We start from the raw sequence: 19,169 nt of genomic DNA, 5'->3' as shown, positions 1-19,169 counted from the left end.
TCCGGTGGCGCCGGAAGAGGAAAGGTGCTGGGGCCGCCCGATCCTGTCGGGCGGCCCCAGCACCTTTTTGTGCCGTGTGGTCAGGCCCGCCGCGCGCCCGGCCGGAGGGCGGCCAGCGCGCGCCGTGCCGTGGCCACCGGGCGGCTGGTACGGCAGCGGAGCAGCAGTGCCGAGCAGCGGGCCGACCAGGCCCAGCGGAGCCGGACCGCGGAGCGCGGGGTGAGCTGGGCCCGCAGCCGCAGCCCACGGCTCGCACCCGTCCGCAGCCCGGCCCGCACCTGCTGTACGGCCGGGGCGAGTCCGGACACCGGCTGCGGATGCGGGGCGTACAGGACGTGCTCGACCGCCGCCGCGACGCTGCGGGCGGCCCCGGCGGGCTCCGGTGGCAGATCTCCGATGCGGATGATGCGCTCGGCGGCCTTGCGCGGGGTCAGTGACTCGTCCGGCAGGATGCCGAAGTCCCAGGCGGTGTCCAGCAGCTCCCGCCAGGCGGCGAGGGTGGCCGCCGTCGGGTCGTCGTGCGGGCCCGCCAGGCGTCCGGAGCGTATGCGCAGGCGCCACAGCAGCGGGCCCGCCGGCAGCAGCAGGACGAGCAGCGCGGCCAGTGCCGTGACGACGGCCGGCCAGGGGGACGAGCCGCCGTCCGGCGGGCGGGTGCCGGCCTCCGCGGGCAGCGGGACGCAGGCCGAACCGGAGCCGGACCGCCGCTCACCGGCGCCGCAGGACGGGTCAGCCGACGGGCCCTCCGAGGGGGCCGCGGACCGGGCGGGCGCGGGGTCCGGGCTGTCCGGGTCCGGGGTGTCCGGGGTGTCGGGGTAGGCGTAGTCCGGGACGCTGCCGCGGCTCGGGGTCGGTTCGAAGCGGGTCCAGCCGATGCCCTGGAAGTACAGCTCCGGCCAGGCGTGTGCGTCCTTGAGGCCGACCGAGGTCGTGCCGTCGGGCTGCTTGGTGCCGGGGGTGAAACCGACCGCTACCCGGGCCGGGATCCCCAGTGTCCGGGCCATCGCCGCCATCGAGAACGAGAAGTGGACGCAGAAGCCCTCCTTCTGCCGCAGGAAGCGCGCGATGGCCTCGGAACCGCTGCCGGCCCGGACCTGCGTGTTGTAGCTGAAGCCGCCGTTGAGGGCGAACCAGTCCTGGAGCTTGACGGCCCTGGCGTAGGCGGTCGGGGCGCCGCGCGTGACGTGGCGTGCGGTGCTGCGGACGACCGGGGGGAGCGAGCGGGGGACCTTGGTGTACTCGCGCAGCAGGTCGGCGGGGGGTGCCGGGGCGGCGGCCAGCTGCCGGGACGTGGGCCGCACCTGGAGGCTCTCGACCTGGTACTGGAGGCCGTGGGTGTTCTGTCCGCGGTCCCCGACGAGGGTGCGGCCCTGGGGCTCGAAGCGCCAGCGCCCGGAGATGTCCACCTTGGAGGCCGGGTAGGGGAGCGGCAGCCAGTTCTGGGCGTACCACTCGGCGGTCGAGATCGAGGTGTTGACCCGGTCGAGGTCGACCGCGGTGCTCAGGCCGGCCGGTTGCGGCAGCCGCTCCGGGACGTCCGTGACCGTGCGCTCGGACGGCTTCCAGGTCGTGCCGTCGAACTGGTCGAGGGCGACGATCCGCAGATACAGGCCGCGGGTGTCGGCGGCGGTCGTGCGGTAGTTGAGGACTTCCTTGTCCTCGGGCTGGTTGAGGCTGTCCTGGAGGGACACCAGGGGGTTCACCGCGGAGATCGTGCCGCCTCCGCCGCCGGGGCCCGAGCCGCTGCCGCCGGTGCCGAACAGCCCGCCGCCGAGGGAGGGCAGCAGGGCGGGCACCACCAGGGCGATCCCGAGGACCAGGGCGCCGATCCTGCGGCCCGTACGGACCGGGGCCAGGACCGGAGCGCCGAGGGCGGCGAACGCCTGGCCGCGGTCCGGCCGGCTCGTTTCGGCGCCCCCGCCGAAGACCCGGCCCCACTGGGAGATGCGGTCCCGGCCCTCGGCCAGCAGGAGCAGCAGATAGCCGGCCGCCGCGATCAGGAACCGCAGCCAGCCCGCGCCGCCCTGGGACAGCCCGGCCGCCACCGAGTAGAGCGCGAGCAGCGGCAGACCGGCGGGCGCGGCACTGCGGTACGTGACCGCCAGCGCGTCGACTATCAGGCCGATCACCAGCACTCCGGCGATCAGCAGCAGCCGGATGCCGGGGGTGGCGGGGGCGGGGATGGCGTACCGGCCGACGTCCCGTACCCCGGTCTGCACCAGCCGGCCGAATTCCGCGAGGGAGTCCGGGCCCGGCAGCAGGCCGAGGATCGCCTCGCCCGGCGTGAAGAGCAGGGTCATCAGCAGCACGCCGGCCAGCAGCTGGACGCCGATGACCAGGGGCCCGGCCAGCGGGACCCGGCGCGCGGCCGCGCCCACCCCCGTCAGGAGGGCCAGCAGGACCGCGGCCTGTATCAGCCAGCTGATCGGTTCCACCAGCGGCAGCAGTGCGCCGGCGGCACACAGCGTCGCCACCGCCGCACACAGCGCCAGCCGCGCCCGGCCGCTCATGCCCGTGCCTCGCTTCGCTCGGGGCCGCGGGGGCAAGGCCCACGTCGGCCACTGATCCGGCCGCGCGGCCGCCGCGCACCTGGTTGTCCGTCCGCGGGCAGCACCTCGTCCCTCACCGGCCGCCGGCCCGTAAGCCGTCCATCGCGCACGCTCCCGTTCATGACCGGCCCCCCGCCACCGTCTCCGGGGTGTCCGTACGCTCCGCGGCCGCGCGCCACAGGGCGGGGAGGGTGTCCCCGGGCGTCACCGGCAGCGCCGTCCAGCCGGCCTTCCGCAGCAGCTGAAGGCGTTCGGCCACCGGGACCTGGCCGTCGGAGAATCTGATGCCGCCGGGTCCCCGCGTCCAGGCGTCGCCGTCCAGGACGAAGGCGACGGCGGCGCCGCTGCGCTGCCGCATCCGCCCGGCGACCGCTGCCTGCTCCTCGTCCAGATCGCCGAAGAAGGCGACCAGCAGTCCTTCGTTGCCGCCGCGCAGCACGTCGTACGCCGCCGACAGGCCGTGCTCCTCGGAGCGCTCCACGACGGCGAGGGTGTCCAGCAGCAGGCCCGCGGCGTCGGCGGAGCCGGTGCCGCCCGCGAAGCTGCCGGCGCCGTCGGGGCCCGGCACCGAGCTGCCGGTGTCGGTCAGCAGCCGCACCGAGAAGCCGCGCTCCAGCAGATGCACCGCGGTGGAGGCGGCGCCCGCCACGGCCCACTCGAAGGCCGAGTCGGGGCCCGAGCCCGGGTGGGCGTCCTCGCGGGTGTCGAGCAGGACCGTGCAGCGCGCCTTCTGCGGCTGCTCCTCCCTGCGGACCATCAGCTCCCCGTGGCGCGCGGTGGAGCGCCAGTGGACGCGGCGCAGATCGTCGCCGTGGCGGTAGCCGCGCGGGATGACGTCGTCCTCCCCGGCCAGCGCCGGCGAGTGCTGCCGCCCGTCGCCGTACCCGGCGGCCTCGCCCACCTGCCGCACGGCCGGCAGCGGTTCGACCCGCGGCACGACCGTCAGGATGTCGGAGGCGCTGAACGAGCGGGTCAGCTCACACATTCCGAACGGGTCCGAGAGCCGCAGCTGAAGCGGCCCCAGCGGATAGCGTCCGCGCAGATCGGAGCGGACCCGGTAGGAGACCTCGCGGCGGCCGCCGGCCTCGACCCGGTCCAGGATGAAGCGCGGCCGGGGACCGAGGACATACGGCACCCGGTCCTGGAGCATCAGCACGCCGGTCGGCAGCCGGGAGACGTTCTCCATCCGCAGCCGCACCCGGGATTCGGTGGCGGCGGGCACCCGCGCGGGGGTGAGCGTCCGGCTGCCCGCGACCCGGTAACGGGTGCGGTGCAGCACCAGGACACACACCAGCGGGAGGGCGGCGAGCAGCAGCCCGACCCGCAGCAGATCCGCCTGCCCGAGGAGGTAGGAGCACACCGCGGCGGCCACCCCGGCCGCCAGGAACGACCGGCCCCGGGTCGTCAGCCCCGCGAGGGCCGTCCGCAGCCCGTCCCGCTCCGGAGCGCCCTCGCTCCCCCCGTCGGACATCACAACCCCCGTACGCCGGGCGGCCGCTGGCCGGGTGTCCGCCACGGCTGGGCGGACGGTTCGGGGACCGGGACGCGCTGGAGCAGCTCCAGCACGATCTGCTCGGCCGTACGGCGATTCAACTGGGCCTGTGCGGTGGGCAGCAGCCGGTGCGCGAGCACCGGTACCGCCAGCGACTGGACGTCGTCGGGGAGGGTGTACTCCCGCCCCTGGAGCGCGGCCGAGGCCTTGGCGGCGCGCAGTAGATGCAGGGTCGCCCGCGGTGAGGCGCCGAGCCGCAGCTCGGGGTGGCTGCGGGTGGCCCCCACCAGATCGACGGTGTATCTGCGGACCGTATCGGCGACATGGACCGTGCGCACCGCGTCGATCAGCTTCACGATCTCGTGGGCGTGCGCAACCGGCTGGAGGTCGTCGAGGGGGGAGGCGCCGCCGTGCACATCCAGCATCTGCAACTCGGCCGCCGGGCTCGGATAACCGATCGACACCCGTGCCATGAAGCGGTCCCGCTGTGCCTCGGGGAGCGGGTACGTGCCCTCCATCTCCACCGGGTTCTGGGTGGCGACCACCATGAACGGGTCGGGCAGCTGGTAGGTCTGCCCGTCCATCGTGACCTGGCGCTCCTCCATGGATTCCAGCAGCGCGGACTGGGTCTTGGGCGAAGCGCGGTTGATCTCGTCGCCGATCACGATCTGGGAGAAGATCGCGCCGGGCTTGAACTCGAAGTCCCGCTGCTGCTGGTCGAAGATGCTGACGCCGGTGATGTCCGAGGGCAGCAGGTCGGGCGTGAACTGGATGCGCCGCACCGAGCAGTCGATGGAGCGGGCCAGTGCCTTGGCGAGCATGGTCTTGCCGACGCCGGGCACATCCTCGATGAGCAGATGTCCCTCGGCCAGCAGCACGGTCAGCGCGAGCCGTACGACCTCCGGCTTGCCCTCGATCACTTGCTCCACCGACCGGTGAACCCGCTCCGCGGTGGTGGTCAGATCGCTGAGGCTCGCTCGTTCGTCATACGTCGTCACTCGGCCCTCCTCGGCCCGTACTGAGGGCCGATGCCCCCTTAACGGACCCGGCCCACCCCGAACGTGCGCATCGCACCCGGCCGGGGGCCAGGACGACGGCACCTACGCATTCTTGCTGCCCGCGCGGCTTCGCGTCTTGACCTGTGGATAACTCACAAGGTTATCTCCCGGCCTTCCCGGCGAACCCGGCTTTCCGGGCAGGTTCCGTCGCCGGGAAGGCCGGGCCGGGGTCAGTGCTGGGGGTCGATCTCCCGCAGCAGGCCGGTCGTGACGTCGAAGACGAAGCCGCGGACGTCGTCGGTGTGCGGGAGGAAGGGGGAGGTGCGCACCCGCTGCATGGACTGCCGGACGTCCTCGTCGAGGTCCTTGAACGCCTCGACCGCCCAGGTGGGGCGCTGTCCGACCTCGGCGGCCAGGTCGTGGCGGAAGTCCTCGGTCAGGCTGAGCAGACCGCACCCGGTGTGGTGGATGAGGACGACGGACCGGGTGCCCAGCGCGCGCTGGCTGATCGTCAGGGACCGGATGATGTCGTCGGTGACCACCCCGCCGGCGTTGCGGATGGTGTGGCAGTCGCCGAGTTCGAGACCGAGCGCGGCATGCAGATCCAGCCGGGCGTCCATACAGGCCACGACGGCGACGTTGCGGACGGGCCGGGCATCCATCCCGGGGTCGGTGAAGGCGGCGGCATAGCGCTTGTTCGCTTCGACGAGACTGTCGGTGACCGTCTCACCGGTACGAACGGCACCGTCGGCGGAGGGGGGCAGCGGCTGCGACGCAGGTATGGACATGGTTTCACCGTAATCCGCGCCGGTCGTTTCAGCCGCATGAGAGGTCGGGCATAGGGGTCATCATCACTCCTTGTGAGGTAACCCACAGGTCCGTCCGTCCCGCCGCCGTCCGGGTGAGAAGCCCGCGACGCGGGCGGCGGGAAAGCCGTCGCGGGACGCGCGGAACCGGTTGATTGACCGGGGCAGCCGGTGGACTAAAGTGGCGCGAAGTGGGAGGCGTGACGCTCTCCTTGGATACCGGATTCCTCGCGTGCGCGCGCCGTACGTACGGCTCGGCCTCCTCCCGCTCCCATGGTCTTCCGACGTCACTTCCCCGTCGCCGGAGGGCCACTTCCCCTTCAGAGCGGGCGGGGACCAAGCGGTACGTGCGGCACCCCCAGCCAGCGGCCGGGGCCCCACCTGCCGCCCAGCCCATCGGAAGGCACATGAGCGAGCGTAGCGAGCGAGTCAGGAAGAGGTGCGCGCTCTGCCGAGGCAGGCGGGCCGAACGCGGCGGGGCCGCCGCATGAACAACAACACTCGCCACGTACCCGTCATGCTCCAGAGGTGTCTGGAGCTGCTCGCGCCCGCGCTCGCCGAGCCCGGTGCGGTCGTCGTCGACTGCACGCTCGGCCTCGGAGGGCACAGCGAGGCACTGCTGTCCACCTTCCCCGCGGCCCGGCTCATCGCCCTCGACCGTGACCCCTCCGCCCTCAAGCTGGCGGGCGAGCGGCTCGCCCCCTACGGCGACCGCGCCACCCTGGTACACGCCGTCTACGACGAGCTCCCCGAGGTCCTCGACCGGCTCGGTACCCCCCGGGTCCAGGGCGTGCTGTTCGACCTCGGCGTCTCCTCCATGCAGCTCGACGAGGCCGACCGCGGCTTCGCGTATGCGCAGGACGCCCCGCTGGACATGCGGATGGACCAGACGGCCGGCATCAGCGCCGCGGATGTCCTCAACACCTACGCGCCCGGTGAGCTGGTCCGGATCCTGCGCTCCTACGGGGAGGAGAAGCAGGCCAAGCGGATCGTCGAGGCCGTCGTCCGCGAGCGGGCCAAGGAACCGTTCACCAACAGCGCGCGGCTGGTCGAACTGATCCGTGACGCGCTGCCGCAGGCCGCCAAGCGCACCGGCGGCAACCCCGCCAAGCGCACGTTCCAGGCCCTGCGCATCGAGGTCAACGGGGAGCTGACGAGTGTGGAGCGCGCCATCCCGGCGGCCGTGAAGGCGCTCGCCGTGGGCGGCCGGATCGCCGTGCTCGCCTACCACTCGCTGGAGGACCGGCTGGTCAAGCAGGTCTTCGCGGCCGGCGCGGCCAATACGGCGCCGCCCGGCCTGCCGGTGGTCCCCGAGCGCTACCAGCCCCGGCTCAAGCTGCTGACCCGCGGCGCCGAACTCCCCACGGAGGAGGAGATCGCCGAGAACCGCCGGGCCGCCCCCGCCCGGCTGCGCGGCGCGGAGCGCATCCGCGAGAACGTCGAGGACACCGCATGAAAGGGCAGGGGCCGCGCGGCAGGCAGAAACGCCTCGCCGCGCTGTTCCCCTCCGGCGCCGGTGCCCGCGGCACCGCGGCGCGCACACCCTTCGTGCTGCTCATCGTCGTCCTCCTCGGCTCCGGCCTGATCACCCTGCTGCTGCTCAACTCCGCCCTCAACCAAGGGTCGTTCGAGCTCAGCAAGCTGGAGAGACAGACCGAGGAGCTGACGGACGAGCAGCAGGCGCTTCAGCAGGACGTGGACGCCTACTCCGCCCCGGGCGCGCTGGAGCAGCGCGCCCGGAAGCTGGGGATGGTGCCCGGCGGCACCCCGGTGTTCCTGCTCCCGGACGGCACGGTCCGCGGCCGGCCGAGCGTCGCCGGACCGGAGGGGGCGCCGCTGAGCAGCTCCGCCGAGCCGTCGCCCCTCGGCCCGGCCGCCCGCACCGCCCTGCCCCGCCCGGCGGTGCCGCCGGTCCCGGCCCTGGCCGGTGTGCTGGGCCCGGAGAGCGCCCCGGACACGGGGGCGGCACCGTCCGATCCGGCCCCCTCGGCCGCACCGGCCTCCCTGACGTCGTACGCCCCGCCCGCCTCGTCCGGCGACGGCGCCCCCACCGCACCCGCGCCCGCCGCCGCGGCCGCCCCCACCCCGACGACCTCCGGCAGGTGAACGCGGCATGACCGAGCCCAGGGACCCCCGCCGGGTGCCGCGCCCCGCCCAGCGCGGCGGCCGGGGCGGCAGCGGGTCCGGCCGCCCGCCCGCCGCCAAGCGCCCCGCACCCCGGCCCGGCTCCCGGCCCGGTCCGCCCCGGCAGGCCGCCCGCCCCGGCCGCCCCCGCTCCGGGCCCCCGGCGCTCCGCCTCGGCAGCCCGCGTCCGCGGCTGCGGCTGGTCTCCCTCGGACTGACGCTGATCATGCTGGTCTTCGTCGTACGGCTCTTCCAGGTGCAGGCCGTGGACGCCGGGGCGTTCGCCGCCAAGGCCAACGAGAACCGCTATGTACCGGTCAAGCTGGCCGCCGAGCGCGGTGCGATCACCGACCGCAACGGCGTGGACCTGGCCACCACCGTCGACGCGTACGACATCACCGCCGACCCGAGCCTGCTGGCCCCGGGGAAGAGCAAGATCGACGATGCCCCCCAGCGGGCCGCCGCGCTGCTCGCCCCGATCCTCGGCGAGGACAAGGCCGTCCTGGCCAAGAAGCTCGACCGGCCCGCGGCGCGCTACGCCCTGCTCGCCCGGCAGCAGACCCCGCAGGTCTGGAAGAAGATCAAGGACCTGCGCAAGACCCTCGACACCAAGGCGGCCGCCGCCCCCAAAGGCGCGTTCCGCCCCAATGTCCTGGTCGGCATCTTCGCCGACAAACACAGCAAGCGCCTCTACCCCAACAAGAACCTCGCCGCCGGTGTACTCGGCTTCGTCAACGGCGCCGGCAAGGGCGGCGGCGGCCTGGAGGCGCGCCTGGACAAGCAGCTGGCGGGCAAGGACGGCAAGCTCGTCTACGCCCAGTCCGGCGGCCGCCGGGTGCCCACCGCCGACACCCAGGAGCACCCCGCCGTCCCCGGCAGCAATGTCGAGCTGACCCTCGACCGCGACATCCAGTGGGCGGCCCAGCAGGCCATCACCGAGCAGGTCGCCAAGTCGAACGCCGACCGCGGCTATGTCGTCGTCCAGGACACCCGCACCGGGGAGATCCTGGCGCTCGCCAACGCGCCCGGGTTTGACCCCAATGAGGTGTCGCGGGCCGATCCGGAGGCGCTGGGCAACGCCGCGCTGTCCGACGCGTTCGAGCCGGGCTCCACCAGCAAGGTGATGTCGATGGCCGCCGTTCTGGAGGAGGGCGTCGCCACACCGGCCACCCGGGTCACCGTGCCCAACCGGCTGCACCGGGGCGACCGGCTGTTCGCGGACGACGTCGACCACGCCACCTGGCATCTGACGCTCAACGGCGTGCTCGCCAAGTCCAGCAACATCGGCACGATCCTCGCGACCGGCCAGCTCGGCAGGACCCAGCCCCGGGCCAACCAGGTCCTCTACTCGTATCTGCGCAAGTTCGGGATCGGCCGGCCGACCGGGCTCGGCTTCCCCGGGGAGACCGACGGCATCCTGGCCGAGCCGCAGGACTGGAACACCTCGCAGCAGTTCACCATCCCGTTCGGCCAGGGGCTGTCCCTCAACGCCGTACAGGCCGCCTCCGTCTACTCCACGATCGCCAACGGCGGCGAGCGCATCGCCCCCTCACTGGTCCGCGGCAGCACCGGGCCCGACGGGCACTACGCACCGGCGCCCAAGCCCGCGAAGAACCGCGTGATCAGCCGGAAGACCGCGGCCACCCTGGCCACCATGCTCGAATCGGTGGTGGACGACGAGGAAGGCACCGGAGCGAAGGCGAAGATCGACGGCTACCGCGTCGGCGGCAAGACCGGCACGTCCAACCGGGTGGACCCCAGGACCGGCCGCTACCACGGCTACACCGCCTCCTTCGCCGGCTTCGCCCCCGCCGACAAACCTCGCATCACGGTCTACTGCGCCGTCCAGAACCCCACGACGGGCAGCTATTTCGGCGGCCAGGTCTGCGGCCCGATCTACCAGCAGGTCATGGCCTTCGCGCTGAAAACCCTCCAGGTCCCGCCGACCGGCGCCAAGCCCCCGCGGCTGCCGGTCACCTTCACGCCAGGCCAATGAAATCGAGGCAATTCCGCCGTGACGACCATCACCCCCGACGGCACCCCCGACGGCACCCCCGACGGCACACCCGCTCCCGGAAACTGCTCCCCTCCACGGCCCTCACTTCGCCCCGGGCCGGTGGTGCCCGGTACGCTCACCGCCGTGTCACACGCTGATCAGTCCCCGAAAGCCCAGCACGCCGAGAAGGGCGGGTCCGGTACGTATCCGGGAGCCCCGCGCCCTGAACGGGTCCGCCCCACCCCCCTGGCGGACCTCGCCGAGCAGCTGGGATGCCCGGCCCCGGACGCCGGCCGCCCCGGAGCCGCCGATGCCGCGCGGCCCGTGATGGTCACCGGCATCACCCATGACTCCCGTGCGGTCCGCCCCGGTGACGTCTACGCCGCGCTGCCCGGTGCCCGTCTGCACGGTGCCGACTTCGTCGCGCAGGCCGCCGACCTCGGCGCCACGGCGGTCCTGACCGATCCGTCGGGTGCCGAGCGCGCCGCCGCGACCGGTCTGCCGGTGCTCGTCGTCGACAACCCGCGCGCGCGGATGGGCGCCCTGGCCGTCTCCATCTACGGAGCGCCGGGCGAGGACCTCCTCCAGATCGGCATCACCGGCACCTCCGGCAAGACCACCACCGCCTACCTCATCGAGGGCGGGCTGCGGGCCGCCGCGGCCAAGGTCCCCGACGGCGGGCTGACCGGGCTGATCGGCACCGTCGAGACCCGGATCGGCGACGAGCGCATCAAGTCCGAGCGCACGACCCCCGAGGCCACCGACCTCCAGGCGCTGTTCGCGGTGATGCGCGAGCGCGGCGTGCGCGCGCTGGCCATGGAGGTCTCCAGCCACGCCCTGGTCCTCGGCCGGGTCGACGGCTGCGTCTTCGACGTCGCGATCTTCAACAACCTCAGCCCGGAGCACATGGAGTTCCACTCCGGGATGGAGGACTACTTCCAGGCCAAGGCCCAGCTCTTCACCAAGGCCCGCAGCCGCGCCGGTGTCGTCAACCTCGACGACGAGTACGGCAAGCGGCTGGCCGAGGGCGAGTCCGAGGTCCCGGTCACCACCTTCTCCGCGGAGGGCCACCCCGACGCCGACTGGCGGGCCGCCGACGTCGAGGTCGGCACCCTCGGCTCGACCTTCACCGTGCACGGCCCGGACGGCGTCACCCTGCGCGCCGCGTCCCCGATCGCCGGCCCGTTCAACGTCGCCAACGCGCTCGCCGCGATCGTCTCGCTGGTCGTCGCCGGGATCGACGCACAGACCGCGGCCGACGGTGTCGCCGCGGTGCCCGGCGTCCCCGGCCGCCTGGAGCGCATCGACGCCGGCCAGCCGTACCTCGCGGTGGTCGACTACGCCCACAAGACCGACGCCGTCGAATCGGTTCTGCGCGCGCTGCGCAAGGTCACCGACGGCAAGCTGCACGCCGTCCTCGGCTGTGGCGGCGACCGTGACCCGCACAAGCGCGCCCCCATGGGCGCGGCGGTGGCCCGGCTCGCCGACACGGCCGTACTGACCTCCGACAACCCGCGCGGCGAGGACCCCCTCGCGATCCTCGCCACCATGCTCGCGGGCGCCGCGGAGGTCCCCATCCATGAACGCGGCACGGTGCTCGTCGAAGAAGAGCGCGCCGTCGCCATCGCCGCCGCCGTCGCCCGCGCCGAGCCCGGGGACACCGTGATCGTCGCGGGCAAGGGCCACGAGCAGGGCCAGGACATCGCCGGAGTGGTTCGCCCCTTCGACGACCGCCAGGTACTGCGCGAGGCCATCGAGGCTTCCTTGAAGTCACCGCAGCCGAACCACCAGGGATGACACACCGCCATGCGCGCACAACCCTTTTACCGTCACCGCCCGCCCAGTACCGGGGGTGACCTGTGATCTCCCTGTCGCTCGCCGAGATCGCGAGCATCGTCGGAGGGCAGCAGCACGACATACCGGACGACGACCGCCGGGTGACCGGACCGGTCGTGGCCGACTCCCGTGCGGTGTGCCCCGGCGCGCTGTTCGTGGCCTTCGCCGGTGAACGCGTCGACGGCCACGACTTCGCGCACCGCGCCGTCGAGGCCGGCGCGGTGGCCGTACTGGCCGCCCGCCCCCTCGGCGTCCCCGCGATCGTCGTCGACGACGTGGTCGCCGCGCTCGGCGCGCTCGCCCGCGCCGTCGTCGCACGGCTGGGCACCACCGTCGTGGGCCTGACCGGCTCGGCCGGCAAGACCAGCACCAAGGACCTGATCGCCCAGCTGCTCCAGCGCCACGGCCCGACGGTCTGGCCCGAGGGAAACCTCAACAACGAGATCGGGCTGCCGCTGACCGCGCTGCGCGCCGATGAGACCACCCGGCATCTCGTCCTGGAGATGGGCGCCCGCGGCGTCGGCCACATCCGCTACCTCGCCGGGCTGACCCCGCCGAGGATCGGCGTGGTGCTGAACGTCGGCAGCGCGCACATCGGCGAGTTCGGCGGCCGTGAGCAGATCGCCCTGGCCAAGGGCGAACTCGTCGAGTCGCTGCCTTCGGCCGAGGACGGCGGCGTCGCGGTGCTCAACGCCGACGACCCGTACGTCCGCGCCATGGTGCCGCGCACCCGGGCCCGCACGATCCTGTTCGGGGAGGCCGCGGAGGCCGACGTACGTGCCGAGAATGTCCGGCTCACGGATCTTGGTCAGCCCGCTTTCACGCTTCGCACACCCTCCGGGTGCAGCGATGTGACCATGCGGCTGTACGGTGAGCACCACGTGTCGAACGCGCTCGCCGCGGCCGCCGTAGCCCATGAGTTGGGCATGCCCGCAGACGAGATCGCCTCCGCGCTCTCCGAAGCCGGCACGCTCTCCCGCTGGCGTATGGAGGTCACCGAGCGCGCGGACGGCGTGCGGATCGTCAACGACGCCTACAACGCGAATCCCGAGTCCATGCGAGCGGCGCTGCGTGCGCTGGTCGCGATGGGCGCAGCCGGCAAGGCGACGGGCGCTCGTACGTGGGCGGTGCTCGGTGAGATGGCTGAGCTCGGCGAGGAGTCACTCGCCGAACACGACGCGGTCGGGCGGCTGGCCGTCCGGCTCAACGTCAGCAAGCTCGTGGCAGTCGGCGGCAGGGAAGCGGCCTGGCTCGACATGGGCGCCAAGAACGAGGGTTCGTGGGGTGAGGAGTCGGTGCACGTGTCCGACGCGCGGGCGGCGGTCGACCTGTTGCGCAGCGAGCTGCGGCCGGGAGATGTCGTGCTGGTGAAGGCGTCCAGGTCGGTGGGGCTGGAGCGGGTGGCCGCAGCTTTGCTGGACGAGGGCATGCTGGGCGCCACGGGCGCTGAGGGTGGAGCCGCATCCCGATGAACTCGATGAAGCAGATCCTCTTCTCCGGAATGATCGGGCTCTTCCTGACCCTGATCGGCACCCCGTTGCTGATCAAGCTGCTGGCCAAGAAGGGATACGGGCAGTTCATCCGCGATGACGGCCCGCGGACCCACGGCAGCAAGAAGGGCACGCCCACCATGGGCGGTATCTCCTTCATCCTGGCCACGATCATCGCCTACGCCGTGACAAAGGTGATCACCTCCAGCGATCCGACCTTCTCGGGCGTGCTGGTGCTCTTCCTCTTCGCGGGCATGGGCCTGGTCGGCTTCCTCGACGACTACATCAAGATCGTCAAGCAGCGTTCGCTGGGCCTGCGGGCCAAGGCGAAGATGGCCGGCCAGCTGATCGTCGGTATCGCCTTCGCGGTGCTCTCGCTGCAATTCGCCGACCTGCGCGGACAGACCCCGGCCTCGGACCGGCTGTCCTTCACCCAGGACTTCGGCTGGCAGATCGGCCCGGTGATCTTCGTGATCTGGGCGCTGTTCATGATCCTTGCGATGTCCAACGGCGTGAACCTCACCGACGGCCTCGACGGCCTGGCCACCGGCGCCTCGGTGATGGTCTTCGGCGCGTACACCTTCATCGGTATCTGGCAGCACCAGGAGTCCTGCGCCAACCAGATCACCGCCGGACCGGGCTGTTACGAGGTACGCGATCCACTCGACCTCGCGGTCGTCGCCTCGGCCCTGATGGGTGCCTGCTTCGGCTTCCTGTGGTGGAACACCTCGCCCGCCAAGATCTTCATGGGCGACACCGGTTCGCTGGCCCTGGGCGGCGCGCTCGCCGGCCTGGCGATCTGCTCCCGTACGGAGCTGCTGCTCGCCCTCCTCGGCGGTCTCTTCGTCCTGATCACCATGTCCGTGGTCATCCAGGTCGGCTCCTTCAAGCTGACCGGCAAGCGGGTCTTCCGGATGGCGCCACTCCAGCACCACTTCGAACTCAAGGGGTGGTCCGAAGTCCTTGTGGTGGTCCGGTTCTGGATCATCCAGGGCATGTGCGTCATCGTGGGACTCGGCATCTTCTACGGCGGCTGGCAGGCAGCAAAGTGACCACGCACGGCCCGGCGGACTTCGCCGGTCAGCACATCACCGTCGCCGGCCTGGGCGTGAGCGGCATCAGTGCCGCCCGCGCGCTGGCCGGCCTCGGCGCACACCTGACCGTCGTGGACGGCGGCGACGGCGACAAGCAGCGGGCCGCCGCGCGCGAACTGACGGAATGGGCAGCGGCGCACAGCGCCTCCGGTAAGGGCGGTGGCGGGCGACGGGCGGGAATCACCGTCCGCCTCGGCGACGGTGACACGCTCCCCGAGGGCACCGAACTCGTCGTCACCTCGCCCGGCTGGAAGCCGGACAGCCCGCTGTTCGCGGCGGCCGCTGCGGCGGGCGTCGACGTCGTCGGCGATGTGGAGATCGCCTGGCGGCTGCGGGGCCCCGGCGCCGCGGCCTGGCTCGGGGTCACCGGCACCAACGGCAAGACCACCACCGTGCGGATGCTGGCCTCGATCCTGGCCGCCGAGGGTCTGCGCACCCTGGCCGTCGGCAACATCGGTACGCCGATCATCGATGTCGTCCTGGGGCAGGGCAAGGACGGCGAGCCCCCGTACGACGTCCTCGCCGTCGAGCTCTCCAGCTACCAGCTGCACTGGGCGCCCTCCCTACGGGCGCACTCGGGGGCCGTCCTCAACCTCGCCCCCGACCACCTCGACTGGCACGGCTCCATGCAGGCGTACGCCGCCGACAAGGGCCGGATCTACGAGGGCAACACCGTCGCCTGCGTCTACAACGCGGCCGACGAGGCGACCGAGGACCTGGTGCGCGAGGCCGACGTCGAGGAGGGCTGCCGGGCCATCGGCTTCACCCTCGGCACCCCCGGCCCCTCCCAGCTCGGTGTCGTCGACGGCATCCTCGTCGACCGGGCCTTCGTGGAGAACCGGCAGCAGCAGGCCCAGGAGCTCGCCGAGGTCTCGGACGTCACGCCGCCGGCCCCGCACAACATCGCCAACGCCCTCGCGGCGGCGGCGCTGGCCCGTGCCTTCGGCGTCCGCCCCACCGCCGTCCGGGACGGTCTGCGCGCCTTCCATCCGGACGCGCACCGCATCCAGCACGTCGCGGAGCTCGACGGCGTCACCTACATCGACGACTCCAAGGCCACCAACACCCACGCCGCCGAGGCGTCGTTGGCGGCGTACGAGCACATCGTCTGGATCGCCGGCGGCCTCGCCAAGGGCGCGACCTTCGACGAGCTGGTGCAGAAGTCGGCGGCCCGGCTGCGTGGGGTGGTGCTGATCGGCGCCGATCGGGCGCTGATCGCGGAAGCCCTGGCGCGACACGCCCCCGATGTCCCGGTGGTCGACCTCGACCGGACCGACACTGGGGCGATGCCCGAGGCGGTCCGGGAAGCGACCCGGCTGGCCCAGCCCGGCGACACCGTCCTGCTGGCTCCGGCCTGTGCGTCGATGGACATGTTCGTCAACTACAACAAGCGGGGCGAGGCCTTCGCCGAGGCGGTCGGTGAGCTGACCGCCCGGGATCACTAGACCGTTTCTCCCCGCCGTCGCCGAGCGCCGGCGACGCGCGGACCTGTGGAGGGGACGAGGATGACGGCCCGATCGGCGAAGGCGGCCGGACCGCGTCCGGCGCGCCGGCCCTCCACGGTGCGCAAGCCGCGCGGCGGGCGCACCCCGGGCGGTTTCCGGGGGCTCCACACCCGGCTGAGACGGGCCTGGGACCGCCCGCTGACCGCGTACTACCTGATCCTCGGCGGCAGCCTGCTGATCACCGTCCTGGGCCTGGTGATGGTCTACTCGGCGTCCCAGATCAAGGCGCTTCAGTCCGGTCTCGCCCCGACCTACTTCTTCCGCAAGCAGCTGCTCGCCGCCGTCCTGGGCGGCGGGCTGCTGCTGGCGGCCTCCCGTATGCCGGTACGGCTGCACCGCGGGCTGGCCTATCCGCTGCTCGCCGTTTCGGTCTTCCTGATGTGCCTGGTGCAGATTCCCGGCATAGGGGTCGCAGTCAACGGCAACCAGAACTGGATCAGCCTCGGCGGACCTTTCCAGATGCAACCGAGCGAGTTCGGCAAGCTCGCGCTGGTGCTGTGGGGCGCCGATCTGCTGGCCCGCAAACAGGACAAAAGGCTGCTGGTGCAGTGGAAGCATCTGCTGGTGCCGCTGATCCCGGTCGCCTTCCTGCTGCTCGGGCTGATCATGCTCGGCGGCGACATGGGGACCGCGATCATTCTCACGGCGATCCTCTTCGGGCTGCTGTGGCTGGCCGGGGCGCCCACCCGGCTCTTCGTGGGGGTGCTGGGCGCCGCCACGCTGATCGGGGCGCTGCTGATCAAGACCAGCGCCAACCGGATGTCCCGCCTGGCCTGCATCGGCGCGACCGATCCGGGGCCCGGTGATCAGTGCTGGCAGGCCGTGCACGGCATCTACGCGCTCGCGTCCGGCGGATTCTTCGGTTCCGGCCTCGGTGCAAGTATGGAAAAATGGGGTGAACTCCCGGAACCGCACACCGACTTCATCTTCGCCATCACCGGGGAGGAACTGGGTCTGGCGGGGACGCTGTCGGTCCTCGCCCTCTTCGCGGCTCTAGGCTATGCGGGTATCCGCGTGGCCGGACGCACGGAGGACCCCTTCGTACGGTACGCCGCGGGAGGCGTGACCACCTGGATCACGGCCCAGGCCGTGATCAATATCGGTGCGGTGCTCGGCCTGTTGCCGATCGCCGGGGTCCCCCTCCCGCTGTTCTCCTACGGAGGCTCCGCCCTGCTGCCGACGATGTTCGCCATCGGGCTCTTGATCGCCTTCGCGCGTAATGAGCCCGCTGCACGAGCGGCGTTGGCCATGCGGCAGCCGGTCTTCGGCAGGAGGCAGGCTGGGGTGAGATGGAAGACGATGAGACGGCGCGTCAAGAAGCGGCCGTCCGGAGAGCGGTGAATTTCGGTGCATGTCGTACTCGCCGGTGGGGGGACCGCCGGCCACATCGAGCCCGCGCTCGCCCTCGCGGACGCCCTGCGGAGGCAGGACCCCACCGTGGGGATCACGGCACTCGGTACGGAAAAGGGCCTGGAGACCCGGCTCGTCCCGGAACGCGGCTATGAGCTGGGCCTCATCCCGGCCGTGCCGCTGCCGCGCAAGCCCACCCCCGAACTGATCACCGTCCCCGGGCGCCTGCGCGGCACGATCAAGGCCGCCGAGCAGATCCTGGAGCGCACGAAGGCGGACTGTGTCGTCGGCTTCGGCGGCTATGTGGCGCTGCCCGGCTATCTGGCCGCCAAGCGGCTCGGGGTGCCGATCATCGTCCACGAGGCCAACGCGCGCCCCGGCCTGGCCAACAAGATCGGCTCGCGGTACGCCAAGTTCGTCGCCGTCAGCACCCCGGACAGCAAGCTGCGCGGTGCCCGGTACGTCGGCATCCCGCTGCGTCGCACGATCGCCACCCTGGACCGCGCCGCGGTCCGCCCCGAGGCGCGGGCGGCCTTCGGCCTCGACCCCAACCTTCCGACCCTGCTGGTGTCCGGTGGTTCCCAGGGCGCCCGTCGGCTGAACGAGGTCATCCAGGCCGCCGTTCCGGCCCTCCAGCGCGCCGGTATCCAGGTCCTGCACGCGGTCGGCCCGAAGAACGAACTGCCGCACGCGGACAACATGCCCGGGATGCCCCCCTATGTCCCGGTACCGTACGTGGACCGGATGGATCTCGCGTACGCCGCGGCCGACATGATGCTCTGCCGCGCGGGCGCAATGACCGTCGCCGAGTTGTCCGCCGTCGGGCTCCCGGCCGCTTTCGTCCCGCTGCCCATCGGCAACGGCGAGCAGCGGCTCAACGCCCAGCCGCTGGTCAACGCCGGCGGGGGCCTGCTGGTCGACGACGCCCAGCTGACCCCGGACTGGGTGCAGAACAGCGTGCTCCCGGTCCTGGCCGATCCGCACCGGCTGTACGAGATGTCGCGCGCGGCCTCCGAGTTCGGCCGCCGGGACGCCGACGAGCTGCTGGTCGGCATGGTGTACGAGGCGATCGCACAGCACAACAAGTAGCCCACGAGAGAAGGCAGGGAGCGTGGCCGGACCGACAACCGCCCGGCGAGGCGAGAAGAAGTCACTGTCCGGCCCGCCCTCCGCCGCGGCACCCCCGGGGCGAAGATTCCGGTGGGAGCGCCTTCCCCTTCGCGCGCCGAGCCGTCGCAGTCTGATCATCATCTTGATCGTCGCGGTGCTGCTCGGCGCGTTCGGCGTCTGGGCTCTCTACGCCTCGAACTGGCTCCGGGTGGAGCGCGTCAGCCCCACCGGCACCAAAGTGCTGACCCCGCATGAGGTCGTCGCCGCGGCGGACGCCCCGATGAACGCGCCGCTGGCCTCGGTCGATACGGAAGTGCTGGCCCACCGGCTGCGCGCACGGCTGCCGCGCATCAAGACCGTGGACGTGGAGCGGTCCTGGCCGCACACAATCAGCCTGAAGGTGACCGAAAGGGTGCCGGAACTGCTGCTGCGATCGGGCGGAAAGTTTGTCGAAGTGGACGCCGGGGGCGTCCGGTTCGCCACTGTCAGCAGGGCCCCCAAGGGCGTTCCGCTTCTGGAAATGGCCGCATCCGACTCCCCGAGTCTGCACCGGTTCGGAATCGACCGGTTGCGGCGTGCCGCGGTCGAGGTCGCCCAGGATCTGCCGGCAGCCGTACGCAAGGACGTACGGAAGGTCCGCGTACGGTCCTACGACGCCATCACCCTCGAACTGACCGGCGACCGCACGGTCGCGTGGGGCAGCCGCGAACAGGGCGCCGAAAAGGCAAAGGTGCTGACCGCGCTGCTGAAAGCGGCCCGTGATGCCCGCCACTTCGACATCTCGGTGCCCAGCGCCCCTGCGGTGTCCCGGAGTTGACG

Annotated in this window: 14 protein-coding genes; 10 read left to right on the top strand and 4 right to left on the bottom strand. The window is 72.3% G+C overall.

What is annotated here, in order from left to right:
* Window positions 1–80 precede the first annotated feature (80 nt).
* The 4 genes from QT196_RS10900 to QT196_RS10885 form a co-directional block, all read right to left on the bottom strand.
* Window positions 81–2,510, bottom strand: coding sequence for a DUF3488 and transglutaminase-like domain-containing protein (locus QT196_RS10900; protein ID WP_290354819.1), 2,430 nt, complete (start codon window positions 2,508–2,510; stop codon window positions 81–83).
* A gap of 157 nt (window positions 2,511–2,667) precedes the next feature.
* Complete coding sequence (locus QT196_RS10895; protein ID WP_266730365.1) at window positions 2,668–4,020, bottom strand: DUF58 domain-containing protein; 1,353 nt, start codon at window positions 4,018–4,020, stop codon at window positions 2,668–2,670.
* The gene (locus tag QT196_RS10890; protein ID WP_168478683.1) at window positions 4,020–5,039 is read right to left on the bottom strand and encodes a MoxR family ATPase; all 1,020 of its coding nucleotides are present in this window, start codon (window positions 5,037–5,039) and stop codon (window positions 4,020–4,022) included. Before QT196_RS10890 ends, QT196_RS10895 begins: the two co-directional genes overlap by 1 nt.
* A gap of 230 nt (window positions 5,040–5,269) precedes the next feature.
* A complete protein-coding gene (locus QT196_RS10885) occupies window positions 5,270–5,827 on the bottom strand; it encodes a carbonic anhydrase (protein WP_168478682.1) in 558 nt (185 codons plus the stop codon).
* A 505-nt stretch (window positions 5,828–6,332) separates the two neighbouring features.
* On the opposite strand from QT196_RS10885, the gene rsmH reads away from it, so the two are divergent.
* The 10 genes from rsmH to QT196_RS10835 all read left to right on the top strand — a co-directional run bounded on the left by rsmH (window position 6,333) and on the right by QT196_RS10835 (window position 19,167).
* Window positions 6,333–7,301 (top strand): 16S rRNA (cytosine(1402)-N(4))-methyltransferase RsmH, encoded by a 969-nt coding sequence (gene rsmH, locus QT196_RS10880; RefSeq protein WP_168478681.1) that lies wholly within the window; start codon window positions 6,333–6,335, stop codon window positions 7,299–7,301.
* Window positions 7,298–7,951 carry a septum formation initiator family protein gene (locus QT196_RS10875; protein WP_266730364.1) on the top strand — a complete coding sequence of 218 codons (654 nt, stop codon included), beginning with the start codon at window positions 7,298–7,300 and terminating at the stop codon, window positions 7,949–7,951. The genes rsmH and QT196_RS10875 overlap by 4 nt, the downstream gene beginning before the upstream one ends.
* A gap of 7 nt (window positions 7,952–7,958) precedes the next feature.
* Window positions 7,959–9,965 (top strand): penicillin-binding protein 2, encoded by a 2,007-nt coding sequence (locus QT196_RS10870; protein ID WP_266730362.1) that lies wholly within the window; start codon window positions 7,959–7,961, stop codon window positions 9,963–9,965.
* A gap of 144 nt (window positions 9,966–10,109) precedes the next feature.
* Window positions 10,110–11,762, top strand: a complete 1,653-nt coding sequence (locus QT196_RS10865) for a UDP-N-acetylmuramoyl-L-alanyl-D-glutamate--2,6-diaminopimelate ligase (protein ID WP_248001091.1) — start codon at window positions 10,110–10,112, stop codon at window positions 11,760–11,762.
* Window positions 11,763–11,824: 62 nt separating this feature from the next.
* Complete coding sequence (murF, locus tag QT196_RS10860) at window positions 11,825–13,273, top strand: UDP-N-acetylmuramoyl-tripeptide--D-alanyl-D-alanine ligase (RefSeq protein ID WP_290354818.1); 1,449 nt, start codon at window positions 11,825–11,827, stop codon at window positions 13,271–13,273.
* A 5-nt stretch (window positions 13,274–13,278) separates the two neighbouring features.
* Window positions 13,279–14,343: a phospho-N-acetylmuramoyl-pentapeptide-transferase gene (gene mraY, locus QT196_RS10855; protein ID WP_085924919.1), complete on the top strand. Its 1,065-nt coding sequence runs from the start codon at window positions 13,279–13,281 to the stop codon at window positions 14,341–14,343.
* Window positions 14,340–15,830 carry a UDP-N-acetylmuramoyl-L-alanine--D-glutamate ligase gene (gene murD, locus QT196_RS10850; RefSeq protein WP_168478677.1) on the top strand — a complete coding sequence of 497 codons (1,491 nt, stop codon included), beginning with the start codon at window positions 14,340–14,342 and terminating at the stop codon, window positions 15,828–15,830. The genes mraY and murD overlap by 4 nt, the downstream gene beginning before the upstream one ends.
* A 60-nt stretch (window positions 15,831–15,890) precedes the next feature.
* Window positions 15,891–17,231: a putative lipid II flippase FtsW gene (ftsW, locus tag QT196_RS10845; RefSeq protein WP_168478676.1), complete on the top strand. Its 1,341-nt coding sequence runs from the start codon at window positions 15,891–15,893 to the stop codon at window positions 17,229–17,231.
* A gap of 6 nt (window positions 17,232–17,237) precedes the next feature.
* Entirely contained in the window at window positions 17,238–18,329 is a 1,092-nt protein-coding gene (gene murG / locus QT196_RS10840; RefSeq protein WP_190146619.1) for an undecaprenyldiphospho-muramoylpentapeptide beta-N-acetylglucosaminyltransferase, read from the top strand.
* A 22-nt stretch (window positions 18,330–18,351) separates the two neighbouring features.
* Entirely contained in the window at window positions 18,352–19,167 is an 816-nt protein-coding gene (locus QT196_RS10835) for an FtsQ-type POTRA domain-containing protein (RefSeq protein ID WP_290354817.1), read from the top strand.
* Window positions 19,168–19,169: the final 2 nt, after the last annotated feature.

This window comes from Streptomyces sp. P9-2B-2, assembly GCF_030406865.1.
GTDB lineage: Bacteria > Actinomycetota > Actinomycetes > Streptomycetales > Streptomycetaceae > Streptomyces > Streptomyces platensis.
This window is presented reverse-complemented; position numbering and strand designations above follow the sequence as displayed.